This window comes from Shinella zoogloeoides (genome assembly GCF_003574625.1).
GTDB lineage: Bacteria > Pseudomonadota > Alphaproteobacteria > Rhizobiales > Rhizobiaceae > Shinella > Shinella zoogloeoides_A.
Genome location: NZ_QNUJ01000002.1, coordinates 1 through 18,373, shown reverse-complemented (window position 1 = coordinate 18,373; position 18,373 = coordinate 1). Strand labels below are relative to the sequence as shown.

Genomic DNA, 18,373 nt, shown 5'->3' with positions numbered 1-18,373 from the left:
TTCCGCTCCTCAGGAAACACCGAAAATGAAGCTTGACGCTGTCTTGGGAGCACTGGCGACGCGGTATCGCATGCTGCCCGTTCTTCTCGCGCTCGTCCTCATCTGGGCCTACTTTGCGTGGGCGAACCCGCTGTTCCTCAGCCCGAGGAACTTGTCGAACCTTTCGCTGCAGATCGTGACGACCGGCATCGTGGCGCTCGGCCTCATGTTCGTGCTGGTCATCGGCGAGATCGACCTGTCCGTCGCCGCGACCGGCGCGGTATCGGCCGCGATTACAGCTGGAATGGCGGTCAACCAAGGGTTCGATACCGTGACGGCCGTCGCTGTCGGTCTCTTGATCGGTGCGGCGATCGGCTGTGTGCAAGGGCTGGTGATCACCTATTTTCGAGCGCCTGCCTTCATCGTGACGCTCGGCACGTCGCTCATCCTCCAGGGGCTTCTCCTCGATCTCCTGCCCGCCAGCTCGAACCTGATTTCACTGGTCGGCCAGCCGCTCGGGAAGGTCGCGACGATTTATCTTCCCGTTCCCGTCAGCGTGGCTCTGCTCGCCGTCGTCATAGCGCTTGGGCTCATCTTCAGCCTGCAATCTTACGCCGCCAAGAAGCGCAACGCGCTTCCTGCATCGTTCCTGTGGTCCGTCGTCGCTCCGGCCGTCGCGCTCGCAATCGTCGGCACCGTCGTCATTGCCGTCTTCAGTTCGTACAGAGGCGTTCCGCTTCTCGTCGCGTTCCTGCTCGGATTGCTCGGTTTCTTCGCCTATGTGACGACCCAGACCCGCTTCGGCGTCTACCTGTACGCCATCGGGGCGAACGCGGAAGCCGCTCGCCGCGCGGGTATCTCGGTCAAGTTCCTGCGGGTGACGGCGTTTACGCTGACCGGGATTTTTGCGGCGCTCGGCGGTATGATCGCGGCGGGGCGGGTTCTCGGCGTATCGCCCGATTCCGCCGACACGACGCTCCTTCTCGAGGCGATCGCTGCGGCGGTCATCGGTGGCGTCAGCCTCTTCGGGGGCAGGGGATCGGTCTGGGCCGCCCTGACGGGCGCGCTGGTGATCGGCAGCGTCTCGAACGGCATGCTCCTCATCAACGCTTCGACCCAGACACGCCTTGAGGTGCAGGGTGCGATCCTGACCCTGGCCGTCATCCTGGACGCCTATCTGTCCCGGAAAGCCAACAGCGGGCGTTGATTTTCATGGATGCGGCGCGCTCCCCAAGCCGCATCTTGACGCTGGGGTCGCCACACGCCTGGAAAGGGGTGCAAAAGGCGGCCCCTTTTTGTCGGGGAAGCGGTGTCCGGCGCGTCCTCCTAACGCATCAATTGCAGGGTTTGCTCGGCTGTTCGCTTGGCTTCGGCTCTGAGGAAGGTGCGGAATTTCTGCACGCCGGGCTTACTGCGCTTTCCCTTTGGATAGACGAGGTAGTAGCGCCAGGGCGTGGGTACCGGGACGCTGTGAAGCAGGACAAGGCGCCCGGATGTGAGCTCGTCGATGACCATGAAAGGCGGCATCAGGATCGCGCCGAGGCCCGAGATCGCCGCCTCGATACCCATCTGGTATTGTTCGAAGCGCGGCCCCTGGTTCGGCTGGGGATGGTCGATGCCGACATCCTTGAACCATTCGCGCCAGGCGGTCGGCCTGTGCGTGTGCTGGATCAACGTGAGTTCGAACAGGAGCCGGGCATTTGGCACCACGCCCTTTCTGATCAGAGAGGGCGCGCACATCGGCACAAGGACCTCGTCCATGATCAGCTCCGATAGGCTGCCCGGCCACGCCTCGCTGCCGTAGTGGATTGCCGCGTCGATGTTGCTTCCCTCGAACTCGAAATGACCGATCCTGCCCGTCACCGAGATGTCGATGGTCGGGTTCTGCTTGAGGAACCGTATCAGGCGAGGGGCCAGCCAGCGGCTCCCGAGGCTGGGCAGCGTCGCGATATTCAGGGATTCGTGAGCGCTCTTGTAGGTTGCGAGCCTTAGCGTGGCGGCGCCGAGTTCGCTGAGGAGAGTGGAAACCTCCTCGAAATACGCCGCGCCGGACTCGGTAAGCACGAGCCCGTGCCCGGTCCGCTCGAACAGCGGCGTACCCGTGATTTCCTCAATGGAGCGTACGGCGCGGCTGACACCGCTTTGCGTGATGTTGAGCTCTTCCGCCGCCCGGGAAAAGCTTTTGTATTGCGCCGCCAGGATGAACGCCCTGAGCCCCGTCAGCGACGGCAGGTTGCCCTCGCGCTCGATGGCATCGATCGGTGTGGAACTGTCCGTTCCTGCACGCTTCATCGTCTTTCCGCCTCATGACTTTTCGTCATGGAGACACGACTTCGTTCGTATTGTCAATCAAGTCCGCCAAAGCAAAATGGCTCGCGAACAGGCAGTTTCGCGGTTGGACGAGTGCGATGGATATGAGAAACGAGAAAGCGAGGGCGCACGGCCTTCCCGTGGAAAACGCGAATGAGGCCAAGTCATACCGCCTCAAGATTTTCGATCCGCATCATCATCTCTGGGACCTGAAGCAGTATCGATACCCGTGGATGGATCCGGGCACTCCATCGATCGTCGGCGATCCGGCGCCGATCCGGAAAAACTATCTAGCGAAGGACTACCTCGCCGACACCCGGGAATTCGACTTGATCGGCACGGTGCATCTCGACGGTGGATTTGATCCGTGGAATCCGGTCGGTGAGACGCGGTTCGTCCAGCAAATTCACGAGAAGAGCGGCTTCCCCAACGCCATCGTCGGCCAGGTGGCGCTCGACAATCCGGCGGCCGTAGAACTGATCGACGCCCACATGGCCGCGTCGCCGTTGCTCAGGGGCATCCGCCACATCGTGGCATGGCACCCCGATCGCCGGCTCACCTACGTCGATAGAAGTGACTACCTCCGGGACGAGAGATGGCTGCGCAACTTCAGCAAGCTCTCCGACTACGGCCTGTCCTTCGACACCCAGATCTATCCGCATCAGATGGAGGACCTTGCGTCGATCGCCAGGGTCCACGCCGGGACCCGGATCATCGTCAACCAGGCGGGCATGCCGGATGGGTTGATCACCGGCGACTTTTCAGCCTGGAAGACGGGAATGCGAACTCTCTCGGCCTGTCACAACGTTTCCGTCAAGATTTCCGGCTTCGGCATGTTGAAGCCGAAATGGACAGTGAAGGATGTCAGGCCTTTGATCACCGAGCTCGTCGATCTTTTCGGGCCGTCCCGCCTGATGTTCGCGAGCAATTTTCCCGTCGACAAGCTCTTCCGTTCTTTCCGGGACATTTACCACGACTACGCGGAATGCGTGCATTCGCTTTCCGAGCCGGAGCGAGAGGCAATGTTCAGCGGGACGGCCATCGAATCCTATCGACCAGTTTTCCCAGATGTCATCAGAAAGTGAATGTGACAATGAGCCGGACCCTTTTCAAGAACGCGTCGATCCTTGATGTGGACGCAGGAACGTTGCTGGAAGAGCGCGACGTCCTTGTCGATGAAGGGAGAATTTCCGAAATCGGCGAACCCAGACTGACTGCCTCTGATGCTAACGTGATCGACGTAAAGGGAAAGGTCCTGATGCCGGGCCTTTGCGACGCCCACGTCCATGTGATCGTGCCGATCAACAGCTTCCTGCAACTCACCAAGTGGTCGCCATTCTACACCGCACTCAGAGCCATGCCCATTCTGGAGGGCATGTTGATGCGCGGCTTCACCACCGTCCGCGACGCAGGCGGCGCGGATTTCGGCCTTGCCCGCGCGGTCGAGGAAAAACTCATTCCGAGCCCGCGCATTCTCTACAGCGGCAAGGCGATCTCGCAGACCGGCGGTCACGGCGACATGCGCGGCGTCGGCGAAACGGAATTCGACAGCCATTACTATGTCCCGAGCCTCGGTCGGGTTGCCGACGGCGTGGATGCGGTGCGCCTTGCCGCTCGCGACGAAATTCGCCGAGGCGCCAGTCAGGTGAAGCTGATGGTGGGCGGTGGAATCGCTTCCTATACCGACCCGATTCACTTCGTTCAGTTTTCGGGCGAAGAGATCCGCGCCGCCGTGGAGGAGGCGGAAAATGCGGGCAAATACGTCATGGCTCACGCCTATACCGCGCGCTGCATCCAGCACGCTGTCAGGAACGGCGTCCGCTCGATCGAGCATGGCAACTTCCTCGACGATGAGACGGCCATGTTGATGAAGGAGCGGAACGCCATCCTGGTGCCGACGCTCGTCGCATATACGACGATGTGGGAGGAGGGCCTGGAGATCGGGATGCCGCCCGAACTGCACGCGAAGATCAAGTATGTTCTGGATATCGGGTCGAACCAGTTGGAGGTCGCCCGGCGCCACGGCGTGAAGATGGTTTACGGCACTGACCTTATCGGGCCGATCCACCGTCACCAATCCATGGAGTTCAAGATCCGCGGTGAAGTGCTTCCGGCGATCGAGGTCATCCGATCGGCGACCAGCTATGCAGCGGAGCTCTTCAAGATGGAAGATCAGATCGGCAGGGTTCGCGCTGGTTTGCGCGCCGATCTTCTTGTCGTCGACGGCAACCCTTTGGAGGATTTGGGCCTTCTCCAGGATCCCTCCAAGCTGTCGATGATCATGAAAGATGGAGATATCTACCGGAACGTCATGTAGGGCGTCCGGGATTCCTGCCCCTTTCCCTCTCCTTGCTTAAGCCAATAGGGAAACTGCCGGCATGCGACCCCGGTGTCTCCGTTAGAATCTGACGAGTTGGCAGAAAGGCAATGATGACCGCGCACGCGGTGCGTATATCTGGGAAGTCACGCTGGGTCCCATGCGTTCAAATGCCCCTTCGACGCGACCGGTTGCCGCATTACCCGCCAGCCAGCCTCGGCAGAAGATAGATTTCCGCTCCCGCTGGCAGTTCCTTCGACCATGTGTCGCGATAGATCGTCCCGTCTATCGCGACTGCGATCCCGCGATCCATCAGCGGCGCGAGCCCAGGGAACCGTTCGCTTAACCTCTTGAACAGTTCCCTGATGTTTCTCGCCTCGATCTCGACCTTGCTGGTGCCCCCGGCCGCTGCGGCGAGCGCACCCCAGAGCGTTACCTCGACCATCGGGCCTCCTTACGTCTCAAGCGCCGCCAGAATCCGCGGCGGCGACATGGGAATATGTTGCATCCGCACACCCACCGCATTGGACACCGCATTGGCCACCGCCGCAAGCGGGGGGACGATGGAGGTTTCCCCGACGCCGCGAACCCCATAGGGGTGATTGGGGTTGGGGATCTCGAGGATCTGCGTGTCTATCATGGGCAGATCCGAACATACGGGTATGCGGTAGTCGAGAAAGCCCGCATTCTGCAGCCGGCCGTCCTTGCCATAGATATATTCTTCGTTGAGCGCCCAGCCGATGCCTTGCGCGGCACCGCCTTGGTATTGCCCCTCGACATAGGTCGGATGCACGGCTTTGCCGGCGTCCTGCACCACGGTGTAGCGCAGGACCCTGGTGGCCCCCGTTTCGGGATCGACCTCGATATCGCAGATATGGGTCGCGAAGGACACGCCAGCGCCATCCGCCACGATTTCGCTATGACCGGCAATCGGGCCGCCGGTGGTGCCCGATGCAGCCGCAATCTCCTTCAATGACAGATTCGGAAGATTTCCATGCGTTTCGCCCTTGGCGACGGCATGGCCCTTTTCCCAGGCCACGTCCTCGACCGGGATGTCCCACATCTGCGCCGCACGCGCGCGAAGGACTTTGATCGCGTTGCGAGCGGCAGAAATGGTGGCCATCGAGGACGAGAAGGTGCCGCGACTGCCGTCCGTCATGTCATTGTAGCCGAGGCTCGACGTATCGGCGATCACCGCTCTGACTTGCGCATAGTCGATCCCGAGTTCCTCTGCCGCCACCAGCGAGAGCGATGCGCGCGAACCACCGACATCCACCGTACCGACCGCAAGCGAGACGGTGCCGTCCATTCCGATATTCAGGTCGGTACATGTCTGGCCGCCGAAGTTGAACCAGAAGCCGCACGCCATGCCGCGTCCCTGGTTTTTGCCGAGGGGCGCCTTCATGTGCGGGTGGTTCTTTACAGCTTCCAGTGTCGGGCCGATGCCAATCGGGCCGTAGACCGGACCATAGGATGCCTTGGTCCCTTCCTGCGCCGCGTTCTTGATGCGGAAGTCCACGGCATCCATGCCGACCTTCCCGGCAAGCTCGTCTATGGCGCTTTCCACCGCAAACGCCGCCATCGGCGCGGAGGGCGCACGATACGCCGCCGTCTTCGGCCGGTTTACCAGCACCTCGTAGCCGACGGTCCTGACATTCTCGAGCTTGTAGCAGGCAAATGCGGTCATGGCGCCGACCTCGGCCCAGGATCCCGCATAGGGGCCGCACGAATAGCGGAGGGTAGCATCGGCGGCGACGATCGTTCCGTCCTTCATCGCGCCGATTTTCACGTCGATCGACGTGGCGCTGGTCGGGCCGGTCGCGCGAAATACCTCGTCGCGCGTCATGACCAGCTTGACCGGCCTGCCGGCCTTGCGCGACAGCGCGAGCGCGACGGGTTCAGCCCAGACATGCGTCTTGCCGCCGAAGCCGCCGCCGATTTCCGACGACGTTACGCGCAGCTTGGAGGCATCCATGCCGAGCAGTTGTGCGCAATGCTGGCGATAGACGAAGTGGCCCTGCGTGCAGACCCACAGATCCGCCGTGCCGTCCGGGCTGACATTGGCCACGCAGGCATGAGGCTCGATATAGCCCTGATGGGTCTGTTCGGTCTTGAACGTCCGCTCGACCACGAAATCCGCCTTTGCCATGCCGGCATCGATGTCACCATGTCCGAACTGGCTGCGCATCGAAACATTCGAAGCGCGATCCGGCTTCGGATCGACGCCTGTCGTGATGATCGTGTCGTTGATGAGCGGAGCATCCGCGGCAAATGCCTGGTCGACGTCGGTGACGTGCGGCAGGAGTTCATACTCGACTTCGATGAGCTTGAGCGCCTGTCTGGCGGTGCGTGCATCGATCGCCGCCACGGCGGCCACGGCGTGCCCGTCGTAGAGCGCCTTCCTGCGCGCCATGCAGTTATCGAGAATGTCATACATGGCGGCATCGCCGCTCGTGAGGTCGGGCAGGTCCGCCGCCGTCACCACGGCCTTGACGCCGGGAAGTTGCTCGGCCTTGGACGTGTCGATCCTGCGAATGACGGCGTGGGCGTGCGGGCTGCGCAAGATCCGTCCGACCAGCTGGCCGGGCATATTGAAATCGGCACCATAGCGCGCGCGGCCCGTCACCTTGTCGATGCCGTCGGGCCGGATCGGCCGCGTGCCGACGGAGGAGAAGCTGCGCGTCGCGTGGCGGGGATCGAAATTCATGGTCATGCTCCTCTCATAACGCTGGCCGCGTCCTGAACCGCACGCACTATTTTGTCATAGCCGGTGCAACGACAGAGATTTCCGGCAAGGCCGAAGCGTATTTCCTCTTCGGTGGGATCCGGATTCTTGGCCAGCAGATCCTGGGCGGCGATGAGAAAGCCGGGTGTGCAGATGCCGCACTGCAAAGCGGCATGCTCGAGGAACTTTTGTTGCAGGGGATGAAGCCTGTCGCCCTGCGCCATGCCCTCTACTGTGGCGATCCGGCGGCCTTCCGCCTCGGCCCCGAGCACCAGGCAGGAGCAAACCAGCCGGTCGTCGAGGACGATGCTGCAGGCGCCGCAGTCGCCCGTGCCGCAACCCTCCTTTACGCCCATCAGCCCCAGGCGTTCGCGCAGCACTTCAAGCAGCGTCTCGTCGGGATGACAGAGGAACTCGGCATGATCGCCATTGATTGTCGTCGAAACTGCTATGCCTGCCATCACTTTTGTCCTGCACGTTGATAGGCGGTCAGCGCGACCCGCTTGGCCAGCACACCCGCGACTTTCTTTCGGAATTCCACAGTGCCTCGCTTGTCGTCTATCGGGCGACAGGCGCTGGAACAGGCCTCGGCGAGGCGGTCCAGCGTGCTGATATCGACACGGGAACCGATCAGGATATCGGCCGCCTCTTTGACCAGGAGCACCGTCGGCGCCGCGGCGCCCAGCGCGACGCGCGCTTCCTCGACGACGCCCTGATCGTCGAGGGTGAGATTTACCGCGGTGCTGACGACGGCGATGTCCATCTCCGTTCGCGGTGTGAACCGTTGGTAGGCGTCGCCCGAATGCGGCCGGCGCTTGTCGAGCAGAATGGCTTCGATGATCTCGCCGGGCGCAAGCGATGTCCTGCCGGGGCCGACCGGTATCATTTCGACAGCGATCGTACGGGAACCGGCTGGCCCTCTGATCAGGGCCTTGGCGCCAGCGGCCACGAGGGCGGGCACGCTGTCAGCCGCGGGGGACGCATTGCAGAGGTTCCCGACGATCGTACAGCGTCCCTGTACCTGTTTGGAACCGATCAGGGTCGCTCCCTCGACAACACCCGGCCATGCGCGCCTGAGCGCTGCATTCTCGCCCAGAACGGCGCAAGGCACTGCGGAGCCTATGACGAAACCTTCGTCGTTTTCGCTCACGCATCTCAGGGCATCCACGCCTTTGATATCGATGATAAGGTCAGGCTCGATGAACCCTCCTTTCATTCTCACCAGCAAATCGCTCCCGCCGGCCAATATCGCGGCTTTGCCTGACGCTTCAGCCAGCAGGTCAATGGCATCCTCCAGCGAATCTGGGCGAACATAGCGCAAAGGGCTTCTCCTCGTGATGAAGTCGGGTCGGGATGGGAGCTTGCAATCCGTTGCAAACGCCGCTGCGACGATACGGCTCTTGCCGTCGCTCGACAACGCTATGGGATGCGCTGGTTCGATACAAGTCGGGTCCGACATTCAGGGAAGCGGCTGGCGCAAGTCCGGTCAAAATACGGTGATGGTTATCGCGGTTGCAGGGTGCCGACGATTTCGATACGGCCTACATGCGGTCCCTCTTCGGCCATGGCTATGCGCGGGCGCGGGCGGGATATCTCTGGATGCGCGGCCAGAAGTGGTTCCATATACAATTACGGGATAGGTTTGGTGCCGCTGCGGCTTTCAAGGCGATATCGTTGCCCTGGATAGATAATGCGCGTGATGGAGACGATGCTGCGATCCGACCAGGTCAGTCGCCGGATCATCAGGCAAGGCTCGGTTTTCAGGATCATCAGCAGCTTGCATTCCCAAGGCTGCGGAATCGTCGCCTCGACGACATGTTCGGAGCCTCTGAGGGGGGCTATGGCCGACAGGTAGGCATTCGGCGTGGTGGCCGAGAAGTCCTGGCCGAGATAGTCGGGCGCTACGCCGGGGTGCACATAGCGGTCCTCTATCTGCACCGGCACGCCTTCCTCGCTGTGCACGATGAGAGAATGGAAGACGGGTGCCCCGATTTCCAGGCCCAGGGCATCGGCAACATCCGGGGGCGCGGAGGCTTCCGCCAGCGCGACCACCCTCGCTTCGTGGGTGTGGCCCCGTTCCGCAATCTCGTCGGCGATATTGCGGACCTCGAACAGGGTCGATACGCCCTTGGGCTCGGCGACGAAGGAGCCGACGCCCTGGATTCGAACGAGTTCGCCTTCGCTTGCGAGTTCGCGCAGGGCGCGGTTGGCTGTCATCTTGCTGACGCCGAGTTCGGCCACGAGCTCGTTCTCCGAAGGAACGCGATGCTTCGGCGGCCATTCCCCGCTGCGAATCCTGTCGAGAATGATCTGCTTGACGCCGACATAGAGAGGCGTCGTATCATTTGCCGCCAGCTCGTCCCGCATTTCATGGCTACGTTTCATCGTTGAATTCCCTGGCGTCGAACTCGATTGTCAAAAAAACAAATATGCATCTTGCATAACACAGATTTTCTCCTATGGTACCATATACAACCTCCCCGGAGCGAATGCGATGGTGGCAAGCCGGCGAAGAATCGGCAAGCAATAATGCTCAACGAACCTCAGAGGAGCCCTCAAATGGAACTGCGGAAAGTCTTTCTTGCCGGCGTGGCCGCTTTTGCCGCGCTTTCTGCTCCCGTCCTCGCCAAGGACTGGAAGTCAGCCACTATCACGCTCGAAGGCGCCTATGCGCCCTGGAACCTTACCAATGCGGACGGCACGCTCGGCGGCTTCGAGCCCGAGCTTGCAAAGGTGCTTTGCGAACGCGCCAAGATCGAGTGCACGCTCGTCGCGTCCGACTGGGACGGCATGATCCCGGCACTGAATGCCGGCAAGTTCGACGTGATCATGGATGCGCTGTCGATAACCGAAGAGCGCAAGAAGGTCATCGATTTCACCATCCCCTATGCCGCAACGCCGGCGGCTTTCGCGACGGCGGCGGACAGCCCCGTGGCAAACGCGACCGGAACGGGCGCGATCATCAAGATGACGTCCGGCCAGACCGGCGTGAAGGAGATCGAGGCTCTGAAGGAAGCTTTCGCGGGCAAGACCATCGGTATCCAGGCGGCGACCGTTTACGCGAAGTTCATCTACGACAATTTCGGCGCGACGTCTGAAGTCCGGGAGTACAAGACCGGCGCCGAGCGCGATCTGGACCTCCAGAACGGCCGCATCGACCTCGGCTTCGACGATGCCGTCTATTTCGGCAACGCCTTTGCCGCCGCCAACGGCGCGCTCGCCTTCACAGGCCCGGAAATCGTCGGCCCGATCTGGGGCGAGGGCGAAGGTCTCGGCATCCGCAAGGCGGATACGGATCTGCGCGACAAGTTCAACGAGGCCATCAAGTCGGCGCTTGCCGATGGAACCGTGAAGGAGCTGTCGATGAAGTGGTTCAAGGTGGACGTCAGCCCGCAGGAATAGGCGGGATACGTCGTCGCGATCCGGGTTTCCGGCAGGCCGCTGGAAGCCCGGGGCGCATTTGTCTTGATGCCGCAATCGACGGGACACGGACATGACAACCTTGGAACTCCTTGGCTTCGGCCAGAACGGGTGGGGCGCGCTGCTTCTGGTCGCCACGCTGATGACGCTCGCAGTGACGGCAACGGCGCTCTTGATCGGGGCCGTGCTCGGCACCGTGGTAGCCATTGCGAAACTGTCGGGCAACCTGCTGCTGGTCAGCCTCGGCAATATCTATACGACCGTTTTTCGCGGCGTGCCGGAACTGCTGATCATCTATCTCATCTATTTCGGCGGCTCTTCGGCCGTCACGGCCGTCGGTCAGTGGATGGGGTATGAAGGGTTCCTCGGATTGCCGTCCTTTGCCGCCGGCGCGCTCGCCGTCGGCATCATCTCCGGCTCCTACCAGGCAGAAGTCTATCGCGGCGCCTATCTCGCCATCGCCAAGGGCGAACTCGAGGCGGCCTCGGCGATCGGCATGAACCGCATGCTGCGCCTGCGCCGTGTCGTCATGCCCCAGGTGCTGCGCTTCGCCATTCCCGGTCTCGGCAATGTCTGGCAGCTCACCCTCAAGGATTCCGCGCTGATCTCCGTCACCGGCCTTGCCGAACTGATGCGCACCAGCCAGGTGGCGGCGGGTTCGACCCGGCAGTATTTCCTTTTCTACATCGTCGGCGGCATTCTCTACCTGGTGCTTACGAGCCTTTCTGACCGGCTGTTCAACCGTGCCGAACGGCGCGCAAACCGCAGCATGCCGGCCGCAGCCATGGGGCAGGCCTGATGGATATCGCCTTTCTTTCCTCCGCGATGGCCACGCTGCTTGCAGCCGTGCCCACGACGCTCCTGCTGTTCTCGCTCTCGGTGTTCTTCGGCGGCCTGCTGGCACTGGTGATCGTCACGATGCGTGTTTCCGGCAACCGCTTTCTCTCCGGCTTCGCCAAGGGCTACATCTTCGTCTTCCGCGGCTCGCCGCTGCTGATCCAGATGTTCCTCGTCTTCTATGGGCTCGGCCAGTTCGGCGTCATCCGCTATTCCTTCCTCTGGCCGTTCCTGCGCGAGCCGGTGGTCTGCGCCGTGCTGTCGCTGGCGCTCTGCACGGCGGGGTACTCCGCGGAAATCTTCCGCAGCGGCATCCGCGCCGTCTCGCCGAAGGAGATCGAGGCGGCCCGTGCGATCGGCATGTCGGGCTTCCTTCTCGTTCGCCGCATCATCGCGCCGATCGCCTTCCGTCATGCCCTGCCGGCCTATTCGACGGAAATCGTGCTGATGATGAAGTCGACCGCGCTCGCCAGCCTCGTCACCGTCTGGGAGGTCACCGGCGTCGCACAGCGCCTGATTTCGCAGACCTACCGGACGATGGAGGTCTTCCTCTGCGCCGCGCTCATCTATCTCGTTCTGAATTTCCTGATCCTGCAGGCCATGGCGCTGCTGGAACGTTCGCTCTCGAAACATCGCCGCGCGGCCCCGCCGTCGGCAGTCAAAGCCTGAGGGAGGCCCGACCGATGCCTGGTGTGACCCGCCTTTCCGTCCGCGACATTCACAAGCGCTTCGGCAATCATGAAGTGCTGCGCGGCATTTCGCTCGATGCCGAGGACGGCGACGTGATTTCGCTGCTTGGCGCCTCCGGCTCCGGCAAATCGACTTTCCTGCGCTGCATCAACCTCCTGGAAACGGCGACCTCCGGCGAGATCTTCGTCGACGGCGAGCAGATCCGCATGGTGCAGAAGAACGGCCAGAGCCGCCCGGCAAGCCAGCGGCAGGTCGATCATATCCGCTCCGAACTCGGCATGGTGTTCCAGAGCTTCAATCTCTGGTCCCATATGACGATCCTGCAGAACATCATCGAGGGACCCGTCCATGTGCTGAAGCGCCCCAAGGCCGAATGCATCGCCGAGGCTGAGGCGCTGCTGGAAAAGGTCGGCATCGCCGACAAGCGCCATGCCTATCCGGCCCATCTGTCGGGCGGCCAGCAGCAGCGCGCGGCCATCGCCCGCGCGCTCGCCATGAAGCCGAAGGTCATGCTGTTCGACGAGCCGACCTCGGCGCTCGATCCGGAACTCGTCGGCGAAGTGCTGCGCGTCATGCGCGCGCTGGCCGAGGAGGGCATGACGATGCTGGTCGTCACGCATGAAATGAGCTTTGCGCGCAACGTGTCCAACCGCGTCGTCTTCATGCGCCAGGGCCTCGTCGACAGCAGCGGCACGCCCGACGAGATGTTCGGCGGCGGCGCATCGCCGGCCTTCCGGCAGTTCATCGGCCATTTCGGCAGCGGTCAATGAGCGTCGTTCTCGACAACGGGCTTTCCTGGCGGGAGGTCGCGCGGATCGGCGAGGGGGAAACGTTGGTCCTCTCCGAGCGGGCGACCGCCCGTCTCGCACGGGCAAGAGAGATCGTCGACGCCATCGTGACTGCCGGCATCCGTGCCTATGGCGTCAATACGGGCGTCGGCGCGCTTTCCGATACGGTTGTCGATATCGCATCGCAGAGCCGGCTTTCGCGCAACATCGTGCTGAGCCATGCCTGCGGTGTCGGCCCGCTGCTGGCGCCGCGCGAGGTTCGCGCGATCATCGCCGCGCAGATCGCCAATTTCTGCCACGGCCATTCCGGCGTGCGTCCGGCGGTCGTCAGCCATCTCGCAGCCTTTCTTTCGAAGGATTGCATTCCCGATGTGCCCTCCAAGGGGTCGGCGGGATACCTTACCCACAATGCCCATACCGCGCTCGTCCTGATCGGCGAGGGGCATGCCGCCGTGCGAGGTGAACGCATGACCGGCCGCGAGGCACTCGCGACCATCGGCCTTTCGCCGCTGGTGCTGGAGGCCAAGGAGGGTTTGAGCCTGGTCAACGGCACGGCCTGCGCGACCGGTCTGGCCTCGCTTGCCTTGTCGCGCGCCGAACGGCTGCTCGAATGGGCCGATGTGATCGCCGCGCTGACGCTTGAGGCGGCTGGATGCCAGATGGCGGCTTTCGACGAGGCGGTTCTCGCCCTGCGGCCGTCCGCGGGCATTGCCAAGGTCGGCGCGACGTTGCGTGCGCGCCTCGCCGGAAGCGGCCTGGTCGCGGCGGCCGTCGGAAGGCGCACGCAGGATGCCCTCAGCCTGCGTGCGGTTCCCCATGCGCATGGCGCGGCCTGGGACGTCTTCGAGCAGAGCGGCGCCATCGTCGATCGCGAACTGGCGTCCGTTACCGACAATCCCGCCGTTTCCGGTACGCCCGAACAGCCGGTCGTGTCCTCGCAGGCCCATGCCGTCGCGCCGGCACTGGGGCAGGCGGCCGACAGCCTCGCGGTCGCAATCGCCCAGATCGCGGCCATGAGCGAGCGGCGCATGGACCGTCTGGTCAACCCGCTGGTCAGCGGCCTGCCGCCTTTCCTGGCCAGTGACGCCGGCAGCCATTCCGGTTTCATGATCGCGCAATATACGGCAACGGCGCTCAGCACGGAAAACCGCCGACTGGCGTCGCCCGCCGCGATGGATGGCGGCATCACTTCAGGCCTGCAGGAAGATTTTCTCGCGCATCCGACGGCGGCGGCCAACAAGCTGCTGGCCATCCTCGACAATGCGGAACATATCCTGTCGATCGAGCTGATGGCGGCGGCACAGGCGCATGATTTCCTGACGGGAATGGGTGAACGTGCCGCCGGCACGCAGGCCGTGTATTCCATGGTCCGTGAAAACGTCGCGCATTACGAGGACGACCGGCCGCTCGGCGCCGATATCGAAGCGCTGCGGACGTTGATCGCCGGAGAAGATCCGGCAACCTAGCCCGAGAAGAATCGTACCGGCGGAGCCAAAGGACTCTGGTCGAGGATCGAACCCGTTGCACTTGAGGGATACTTCGGTTCGGATCCGTTCAATAGCGTTGGTCACGCTGGTTCCGGTGCCGGACGGCGCGTTCATTCTTCCGCCGAATCTGGCTTCCTCCTTTCACGACTGTGGCGCAGCCTCACGGGCCATCTGCGTGAGGACGTCACCCATCGTGCGGGCAAGGGCGCGGGCGGCGAGGGTGGGTTGCTTGTCGGCATAGCGGATGGTGAGCGACGAACCGGGTAGGGGAGGCAGGAAGCTGCCGGCCGGAGAAGCCTTGACGCCGCTGCCGATGTCGCCTTCCGTAACGACGGCCACGGCAAGCCCGGCGCGCACCACGGCGAAGACGCCTTGCAGGCTGGTGCAGGTCACGATGCATTTCCAGCGTATGCCGTTCTGCTCCAGTGCGGCAAGCGCCGCGCCGCGATAGGCGCAGGGGCCGCGCACCAGCGCCAGCGGCACCACGCCGTCGCTCGGCGGCACCCAGTTCGGCGCGGTGATCCACACGAGGTTCTCGGTGCACAGCACGTCGCCGTCCTGCACGGCGGGAACGTCCCGGATGACGGCAAGGTCGATGTTGCGCTGGCGCAGATCCCGCGTCAGGTCGCTCGACAACCCGCCGCGGATCTCGACGCCGACGCGCGGCTTCTCCAGCATGAAATTCTTGAGCGCCACCGTGAGCGGCACGAAGAGGTAATGGTCGTCCGGCACGCCGACCACCAGGGTGCCGGTCAGGAGGTCGGGCTTGAAGCTCTGCTCCATCTCCTCGACGGAGCGGACCACGCGCGTTGCATATTCGATCAGCTCGCGTCCGTCGGAGGTCAGCGTGCAGGTGCGCGTCGTGCGCTCGAAGAGCTGCTTGCCGAGATGGGTCTCCAGCCGGGCGATCTTATGGCTGACGGTGGATTGCGTGATGTTCAGCCTTTCGGCGGCCTCCGAAAAGCTCTGCGTATCCGCCAGGGTGAGAAAGCATTTCAGCAGCGAGGTATCCATGGCGCGCGAGAATATATGAAGTTTATCGTTCAATCCATGGTCAAATATCGCTTCTATCGATTAGCCCCGCGCGCCATCCTTCGATGGGTCAAGATCATGGACCATATCGAGGGAGGACGCGAATGTTGGAAATGGGCAGGGATCGCCGCGGCTGGGTGCCGCTCGATTGCATTCTCGATGGCGGGCCGGCGGCTCGCGCGGCGATCGGTCTCGTCGTGCTGGCGAACGATACGGTCATCGAACCCGAGGTCCGTCGCTTCCTGCCATTGCCCGGCGTCGAGGTCTATTCCAGTCGCATTCCGATGGCGCGGGACGTGTCGCCGGAAAGCCTTGCGGCGATGGCAGACGCGCTGCCGCGGGCGGTCGAGCTGCTTTTGCCGGAAGACCGCCTCGACGTCGTGGCCTTCGGCTGCACCTCGGGCTCCATGGTCATCGGGCCGGAGCGGATCGCCGATATCGTCGAGACGGTGCGGCCCGGCGTGAAGGTGTGCAATCCCGTTTCCGCCAGCCTTGCCGCCTTCGGGGCGCTCGGCGTCAGCCGGATCGGCCTCGTCACGCCCTACAGCACTGAGGTCAACAAGCGCGTCGAGCGCTTCTTTGCCGCCAACGGGCTCGATATCGCGGCCCGCGCCAGCTTCCACCAGGACAGCGACGTCTCCATCGCCCGCATTCGCGAGGAGGACATATTGCGGTCCGCCGTCGAGATCGGCAGGCTAGATGTGGAGGCGGTGTTCCTGTCCTGCACGGCGCTGCGTTGCTCCGGCATCATCGATGCCGTGGAGGCGGCGATCGGCAAGCCGGTGGTGACCAGCAATCAGGCGCTCGCCTGGGATGCCTTGCGGAAGGCCGGTGAGAAAGAGACCGTGCCCGGTGCCGGGCGCCTGTGGATGCAGTAGCGGCGGCCACGCCGCCCGGATCAGGAGAACGACCATGACGGATACGCAGAACGAACGCCCCGATTCCCGGGCGGCCATGGATGGCGAGATCGGCATTCTCGCCCGCCGCAGGATCGAGGCGGGCATCATCGCGCCGATCTACGAGGAGATGCGCCGGCAGGTCGGCGAGGAGACGGCCCAGTCCATCCTCGACACCGCCATCCGCAAGGCGGCGATCAAGGCCGGCAAGGACTTCGCAGCCAAGACGCCCGGCGGCACGACGCTGCGCACCTTCCAGGAACTGCAGGACCTGTGGACGCAGGACGACGCCCTCGTCATCGAGGTCACCAGGGCGACGGACGAGGAATTCCACTACAACGTCAAGCGATGTCGCTACGCCGAGACCTATCGCGAGATGGGCCTCGGCCATATCGGTCACCTCCTGTCCTGCAACCGCGACGGCGTGTTCTGCACCGGCTACGATCCGCGTATCACCCTGGAGCGCACGCAGACGGTGATGGAGGGCGCCTCGCATTGCGACTTCAAGTACCGTTTCCACGAGACCCCGCAGGAGACCGGTGAATGACGGCAGTCCCGTCTGCGCTCGCCATCGATGCCGGGCGACTGTGGTCCGATATCCTGTCGACTGCCCGCATCGGCGCTCATGGCGAGACCGGCATGAACCGGCTCGCACTCAGCGCCAGCGACGGCGAGGTGCGCGGCTGGTTCGCCGCGGAATGCCGGGCGCTCGGCTGCACCATCGAGGTCGATGGTGTCGGCAACATGTTCGCCACCTTGCCCGGCACGGAGCCCGGCCTTGCGGCTATCGCCGTGGGCAGTCATCTCGACACCCAGCCGGCCGGCGGGCGTTTCGACGGCATCCTCGGCGTGCTGGCCGGGGTGGAGATATTGCGGGTGCTCCATGCCGCCGGGCGGCGGCTGCGCCATCCGTTCACGGTCATCAACTGGACCAACGAAGAGGGCTCCCGCTTTTCGCCGGCCATGATGGGATCCGGCGTCTTCTGCGGTGTGCACGATCTCGAAACGATCCTTGCCCGCAAGGACAAGGACGGGGTGACGGTGGGCGAGGCGCTGTCGGCGATCGGCTATCGCGGCGCGCATGCGCCGGGGCACCTGCCGCTCGCGGCCTATCTCGAACTGCATATCGAACAGGGTCCGGTGCTGGAGGCTGAGGGCAGCGCTGTCGGCGTCGTCAGCGGCGTGCAGGGGCTTTGTTGGCTGGATGTCCGCATCCGCGGCACGGAGGCCCATGCGGGCGCCTTCCCGATGAACCTGCGCGCGGACGCGCTGGTTTCGGCGGCGAAGGTCGCGCTTGCCGCCGAGGCCGTCGCGCTGAAACATCTGCCGGGCGTTGCCACGGTGGGCCATATCCATGCGATGCCGAATTCACGCAATGTCGTGCCGGGCGAGGTTCGCCTCGAAATCGACATGCGTCATCCCGAGGCGGTAGGGCTTGCGGCGATGGAGGCGGCGCTGACCGCCGAAATCGGGCGGCTCGTGCCGGGGGCGGAGGTCTCCGTCGTCTGGCGCAAGGCGCCGGTCGTCTTCGATGCGGCATTGCGCAGGGTGATCCGTCAGGAGGCGGAGGCGCTTGGTCTTTCCGCCATCGACATGGTTTCGGGCGCCGGCCACGATGCGGCCCATGTCGCCGGCAGGGTGCCGGCGGCGATGATCTTCATTCCCTCGCGCGAGGGCCTGTCGCACAACGAACGCGAATTCTCCTCGCCGCAGCAATGCGCCGAGGGTGCTGACCTATTGCTGCGAAGCGTGCTTCGCGCCGACGAACTCCATCCAGAACGGAGCTGACGATGGTTTCCACTTCCGATCTCAAGGCAGGCCTCAGCGCCGTCACCGCCGCCGATGCGCCGGCGGCCATCGGGCCCTATTCGCAGGCGATCGCCGTGAACGGC

General features: G+C 63.5%; 18 protein-coding genes. 11 read left to right on the top strand and 7 right to left on the bottom strand.

Annotated features, from left to right (window positions below):
* Window positions 1–25 precede the first annotated feature (25 nt).
* On the top strand, window positions 26–1,186 hold the full coding sequence (locus DSD28_RS03570) for a sugar ABC transporter permease (protein ID WP_119254995.1): 1,161 nt from the start codon (window positions 26–28) through the stop codon (window positions 1,184–1,186).
* A gap of 119 nt (window positions 1,187–1,305) precedes the next feature.
* Here DSD28_RS03570 and DSD28_RS03565 read toward each other — a convergent pair whose 3' ends face one another.
* Window positions 1,306–2,271, bottom strand: a complete 966-nt coding sequence (locus DSD28_RS03565) for a LysR family transcriptional regulator (protein ID WP_119254994.1) — start codon at window positions 2,269–2,271, stop codon at window positions 1,306–1,308.
* Window positions 2,272–2,387: 116 nt separating this feature from the next.
* Between DSD28_RS03565 and DSD28_RS03560 the strand changes: the two genes are divergently transcribed.
* Window positions 2,388–3,374, top strand: coding sequence for an amidohydrolase family protein (locus DSD28_RS03560; RefSeq protein ID WP_162911235.1), 987 nt, complete (start codon window positions 2,388–2,390; stop codon window positions 3,372–3,374).
* Window positions 3,375–3,382: 8 nt separating this feature from the next.
* The gene (locus DSD28_RS03555; RefSeq protein ID WP_119254992.1) at window positions 3,383–4,606 is read left to right on the top strand and encodes a metal-dependent hydrolase family protein; all 1,224 of its coding nucleotides are present in this window, start codon (window positions 3,383–3,385) and stop codon (window positions 4,604–4,606) included.
* Window positions 4,607–4,805: 199 nt separating this feature from the next.
* Here DSD28_RS03555 and DSD28_RS03550 read toward each other — a convergent pair whose 3' ends face one another.
* The 5 genes from DSD28_RS03550 to hutC all read right to left on the bottom strand — a co-directional run bounded on the left by DSD28_RS03550 (window position 4,806) and on the right by hutC (window position 9,716).
* Window positions 4,806–5,051 carry a MoaD/ThiS family protein gene (locus DSD28_RS03550; protein WP_119254991.1) on the bottom strand — a complete coding sequence of 82 codons (246 nt, stop codon included), beginning with the start codon at window positions 5,049–5,051 and terminating at the stop codon, window positions 4,806–4,808.
* Window positions 5,052–5,060: 9 nt separating this feature from the next.
* Entirely contained in the window at window positions 5,061–7,313 is a 2,253-nt protein-coding gene (locus DSD28_RS03545) for a xanthine dehydrogenase family protein molybdopterin-binding subunit (RefSeq protein ID WP_119255435.1), read from the bottom strand.
* Between the two features lie 2 nt (window positions 7,314–7,315).
* Entirely contained in the window at window positions 7,316–7,792 is a 477-nt protein-coding gene (locus tag DSD28_RS03540; RefSeq protein WP_119254990.1) for a (2Fe-2S)-binding protein, read from the bottom strand.
* Window positions 7,792–8,652 carry an FAD binding domain-containing protein gene (locus tag DSD28_RS03535; protein ID WP_119254989.1) on the bottom strand — a complete coding sequence of 287 codons (861 nt, stop codon included), beginning with the start codon at window positions 8,650–8,652 and terminating at the stop codon, window positions 7,792–7,794. Before DSD28_RS03535 ends, DSD28_RS03540 begins: the two co-directional genes overlap by 1 nt.
* 308 nt (window positions 8,653–8,960) lie before the next feature.
* Window positions 8,961–9,716, bottom strand: coding sequence for a histidine utilization repressor (gene hutC / locus DSD28_RS03530; RefSeq protein ID WP_119254988.1), 756 nt, complete (start codon window positions 9,714–9,716; stop codon window positions 8,961–8,963).
* Between the two features lie 174 nt (window positions 9,717–9,890).
* Between hutC and DSD28_RS03525 the strand changes: the two genes are divergently transcribed.
* The 5 genes from DSD28_RS03525 to DSD28_RS03505 all read left to right on the top strand — a co-directional run bounded on the left by DSD28_RS03525 (window position 9,891) and on the right by DSD28_RS03505 (window position 14,532).
* Window positions 9,891–10,733, top strand: a complete 843-nt coding sequence (locus DSD28_RS03525; RefSeq protein WP_119254987.1) for a transporter substrate-binding domain-containing protein — start codon at window positions 9,891–9,893, stop codon at window positions 10,731–10,733.
* Between the two features lie 91 nt (window positions 10,734–10,824).
* Window positions 10,825–11,550, top strand: a complete 726-nt coding sequence (locus tag DSD28_RS03520; RefSeq protein WP_119254986.1) for an ABC transporter permease — start codon at window positions 10,825–10,827, stop codon at window positions 11,548–11,550.
* Window positions 11,550–12,257 carry an ABC transporter permease gene (locus DSD28_RS03515; protein ID WP_119254985.1) on the top strand — a complete coding sequence of 236 codons (708 nt, stop codon included), beginning with the start codon at window positions 11,550–11,552 and terminating at the stop codon, window positions 12,255–12,257. The genes DSD28_RS03520 and DSD28_RS03515 overlap by 1 nt, the downstream gene beginning before the upstream one ends.
* 14 nt (window positions 12,258–12,271) lie before the next feature.
* Window positions 12,272–13,048 (top strand): ABC transporter ATP-binding protein, encoded by a 777-nt coding sequence (locus DSD28_RS03510; RefSeq protein WP_119254984.1) that lies wholly within the window; start codon window positions 12,272–12,274, stop codon window positions 13,046–13,048.
* Window positions 13,045–14,532 (top strand): HAL/PAL/TAL family ammonia-lyase, encoded by a 1,488-nt coding sequence (locus DSD28_RS03505; RefSeq protein ID WP_119254983.1) that lies wholly within the window; start codon window positions 13,045–13,047, stop codon window positions 14,530–14,532. The genes DSD28_RS03510 and DSD28_RS03505 overlap by 4 nt, the downstream gene beginning before the upstream one ends.
* 162 nt (window positions 14,533–14,694) lie before the next feature.
* Here DSD28_RS03505 and DSD28_RS03500 read toward each other — a convergent pair whose 3' ends face one another.
* The gene (locus DSD28_RS03500) at window positions 14,695–15,567 is read right to left on the bottom strand and encodes a LysR family transcriptional regulator (protein ID WP_119254982.1); all 873 of its coding nucleotides are present in this window, start codon (window positions 15,565–15,567) and stop codon (window positions 14,695–14,697) included.
* A 122-nt stretch (window positions 15,568–15,689) separates the two neighbouring features.
* Here DSD28_RS03500 and DSD28_RS03495 point away from each other — a divergent pair, with 122 nt between their 5' ends.
* From DSD28_RS03495 to DSD28_RS03485, 3 genes are read left to right on the top strand one after another with little or no spacing between them, the layout of a single operon-like run.
* Window positions 15,690–16,463: a maleate cis-trans isomerase family protein gene (locus DSD28_RS03495; protein ID WP_119254981.1), complete on the top strand. Its 774-nt coding sequence runs from the start codon at window positions 15,690–15,692 to the stop codon at window positions 16,461–16,463.
* Window positions 16,464–16,497: 34 nt separating this feature from the next.
* Entirely contained in the window at window positions 16,498–17,028 is a 531-nt protein-coding gene (locus tag DSD28_RS03490; protein ID WP_119254980.1) for an L-2-amino-thiazoline-4-carboxylic acid hydrolase, read from the top strand.
* Window positions 17,025–18,269, top strand: a complete 1,245-nt coding sequence (locus DSD28_RS03485; RefSeq protein ID WP_119254979.1) for a M20 family metallo-hydrolase — start codon at window positions 17,025–17,027, stop codon at window positions 18,267–18,269. Before DSD28_RS03490 ends, DSD28_RS03485 begins: the two co-directional genes overlap by 4 nt.
* Window positions 18,270–18,373: the final 104 nt, after the last annotated feature.

Bases quoted from the DNA above. Each gene is read 5' to 3' on its own strand.
- DSD28_RS03570 (WP_119254995.1), top strand. From the start codon at position 26: ATGAAGCTTGACGCTGTCTTGGGAGCACTGGCGACGCGGTATCGCATG.
- DSD28_RS03565 (WP_119254994.1), bottom strand. From the start codon at position 2,271: ATGAAGCGTGCAGGAACGGACAGTTCCACACCGATCGATGCCATCGAG.
- DSD28_RS03560 (WP_162911235.1), top strand. From the start codon at position 2,388: ATGGATATGAGAAACGAGAAAGCGAGGGCGCACGGCCTTCCCGTGGAA.
- DSD28_RS03555 (WP_119254992.1), top strand. From the start codon at position 3,383: ATGAGCCGGACCCTTTTCAAGAACGCGTCGATCCTTGATGTGGACGCA.
- DSD28_RS03550 (WP_119254991.1), bottom strand. From the start codon at position 5,051: ATGGTCGAGGTAACGCTCTGGGGTGCGCTCGCCGCAGCGGCCGGGGGC.
- DSD28_RS03545 (WP_119255435.1), bottom strand. From the start codon at position 7,313: ATGAATTTCGATCCCCGCCACGCGACGCGCAGCTTCTCCTCCGTCGGC.
- DSD28_RS03540 (WP_119254990.1), bottom strand. From the start codon at position 7,792: ATGGCAGGCATAGCAGTTTCGACGACAATCAATGGCGATCATGCCGAG.
- hutC (WP_119254988.1), bottom strand. From the start codon at position 9,716: ATGAAACGTAGCCATGAAATGCGGGACGAGCTGGCGGCAAATGATACG.
- DSD28_RS03525 (WP_119254987.1), top strand. From the start codon at position 9,891: ATGGAACTGCGGAAAGTCTTTCTTGCCGGCGTGGCCGCTTTTGCCGCG.
- DSD28_RS03520 (WP_119254986.1), top strand. From the start codon at position 10,825: ATGACAACCTTGGAACTCCTTGGCTTCGGCCAGAACGGGTGGGGCGCG.
- DSD28_RS03515 (WP_119254985.1), top strand. From the start codon at position 11,550: ATGGATATCGCCTTTCTTTCCTCCGCGATGGCCACGCTGCTTGCAGCC.
- DSD28_RS03510 (WP_119254984.1), top strand. From the start codon at position 12,272: ATGCCTGGTGTGACCCGCCTTTCCGTCCGCGACATTCACAAGCGCTTC.
- DSD28_RS03505 (WP_119254983.1), top strand. From the start codon at position 13,045: ATGAGCGTCGTTCTCGACAACGGGCTTTCCTGGCGGGAGGTCGCGCGG.
- DSD28_RS03500 (WP_119254982.1), bottom strand. From the start codon at position 15,567: ATGGATACCTCGCTGCTGAAATGCTTTCTCACCCTGGCGGATACGCAG.
- DSD28_RS03495 (WP_119254981.1), top strand. From the start codon at position 15,690: ATGTTGGAAATGGGCAGGGATCGCCGCGGCTGGGTGCCGCTCGATTGC.
- DSD28_RS03490 (WP_119254980.1), top strand. From the start codon at position 16,498: ATGACGGATACGCAGAACGAACGCCCCGATTCCCGGGCGGCCATGGAT.
- DSD28_RS03485 (WP_119254979.1), top strand. From the start codon at position 17,025: ATGACGGCAGTCCCGTCTGCGCTCGCCATCGATGCCGGGCGACTGTGG.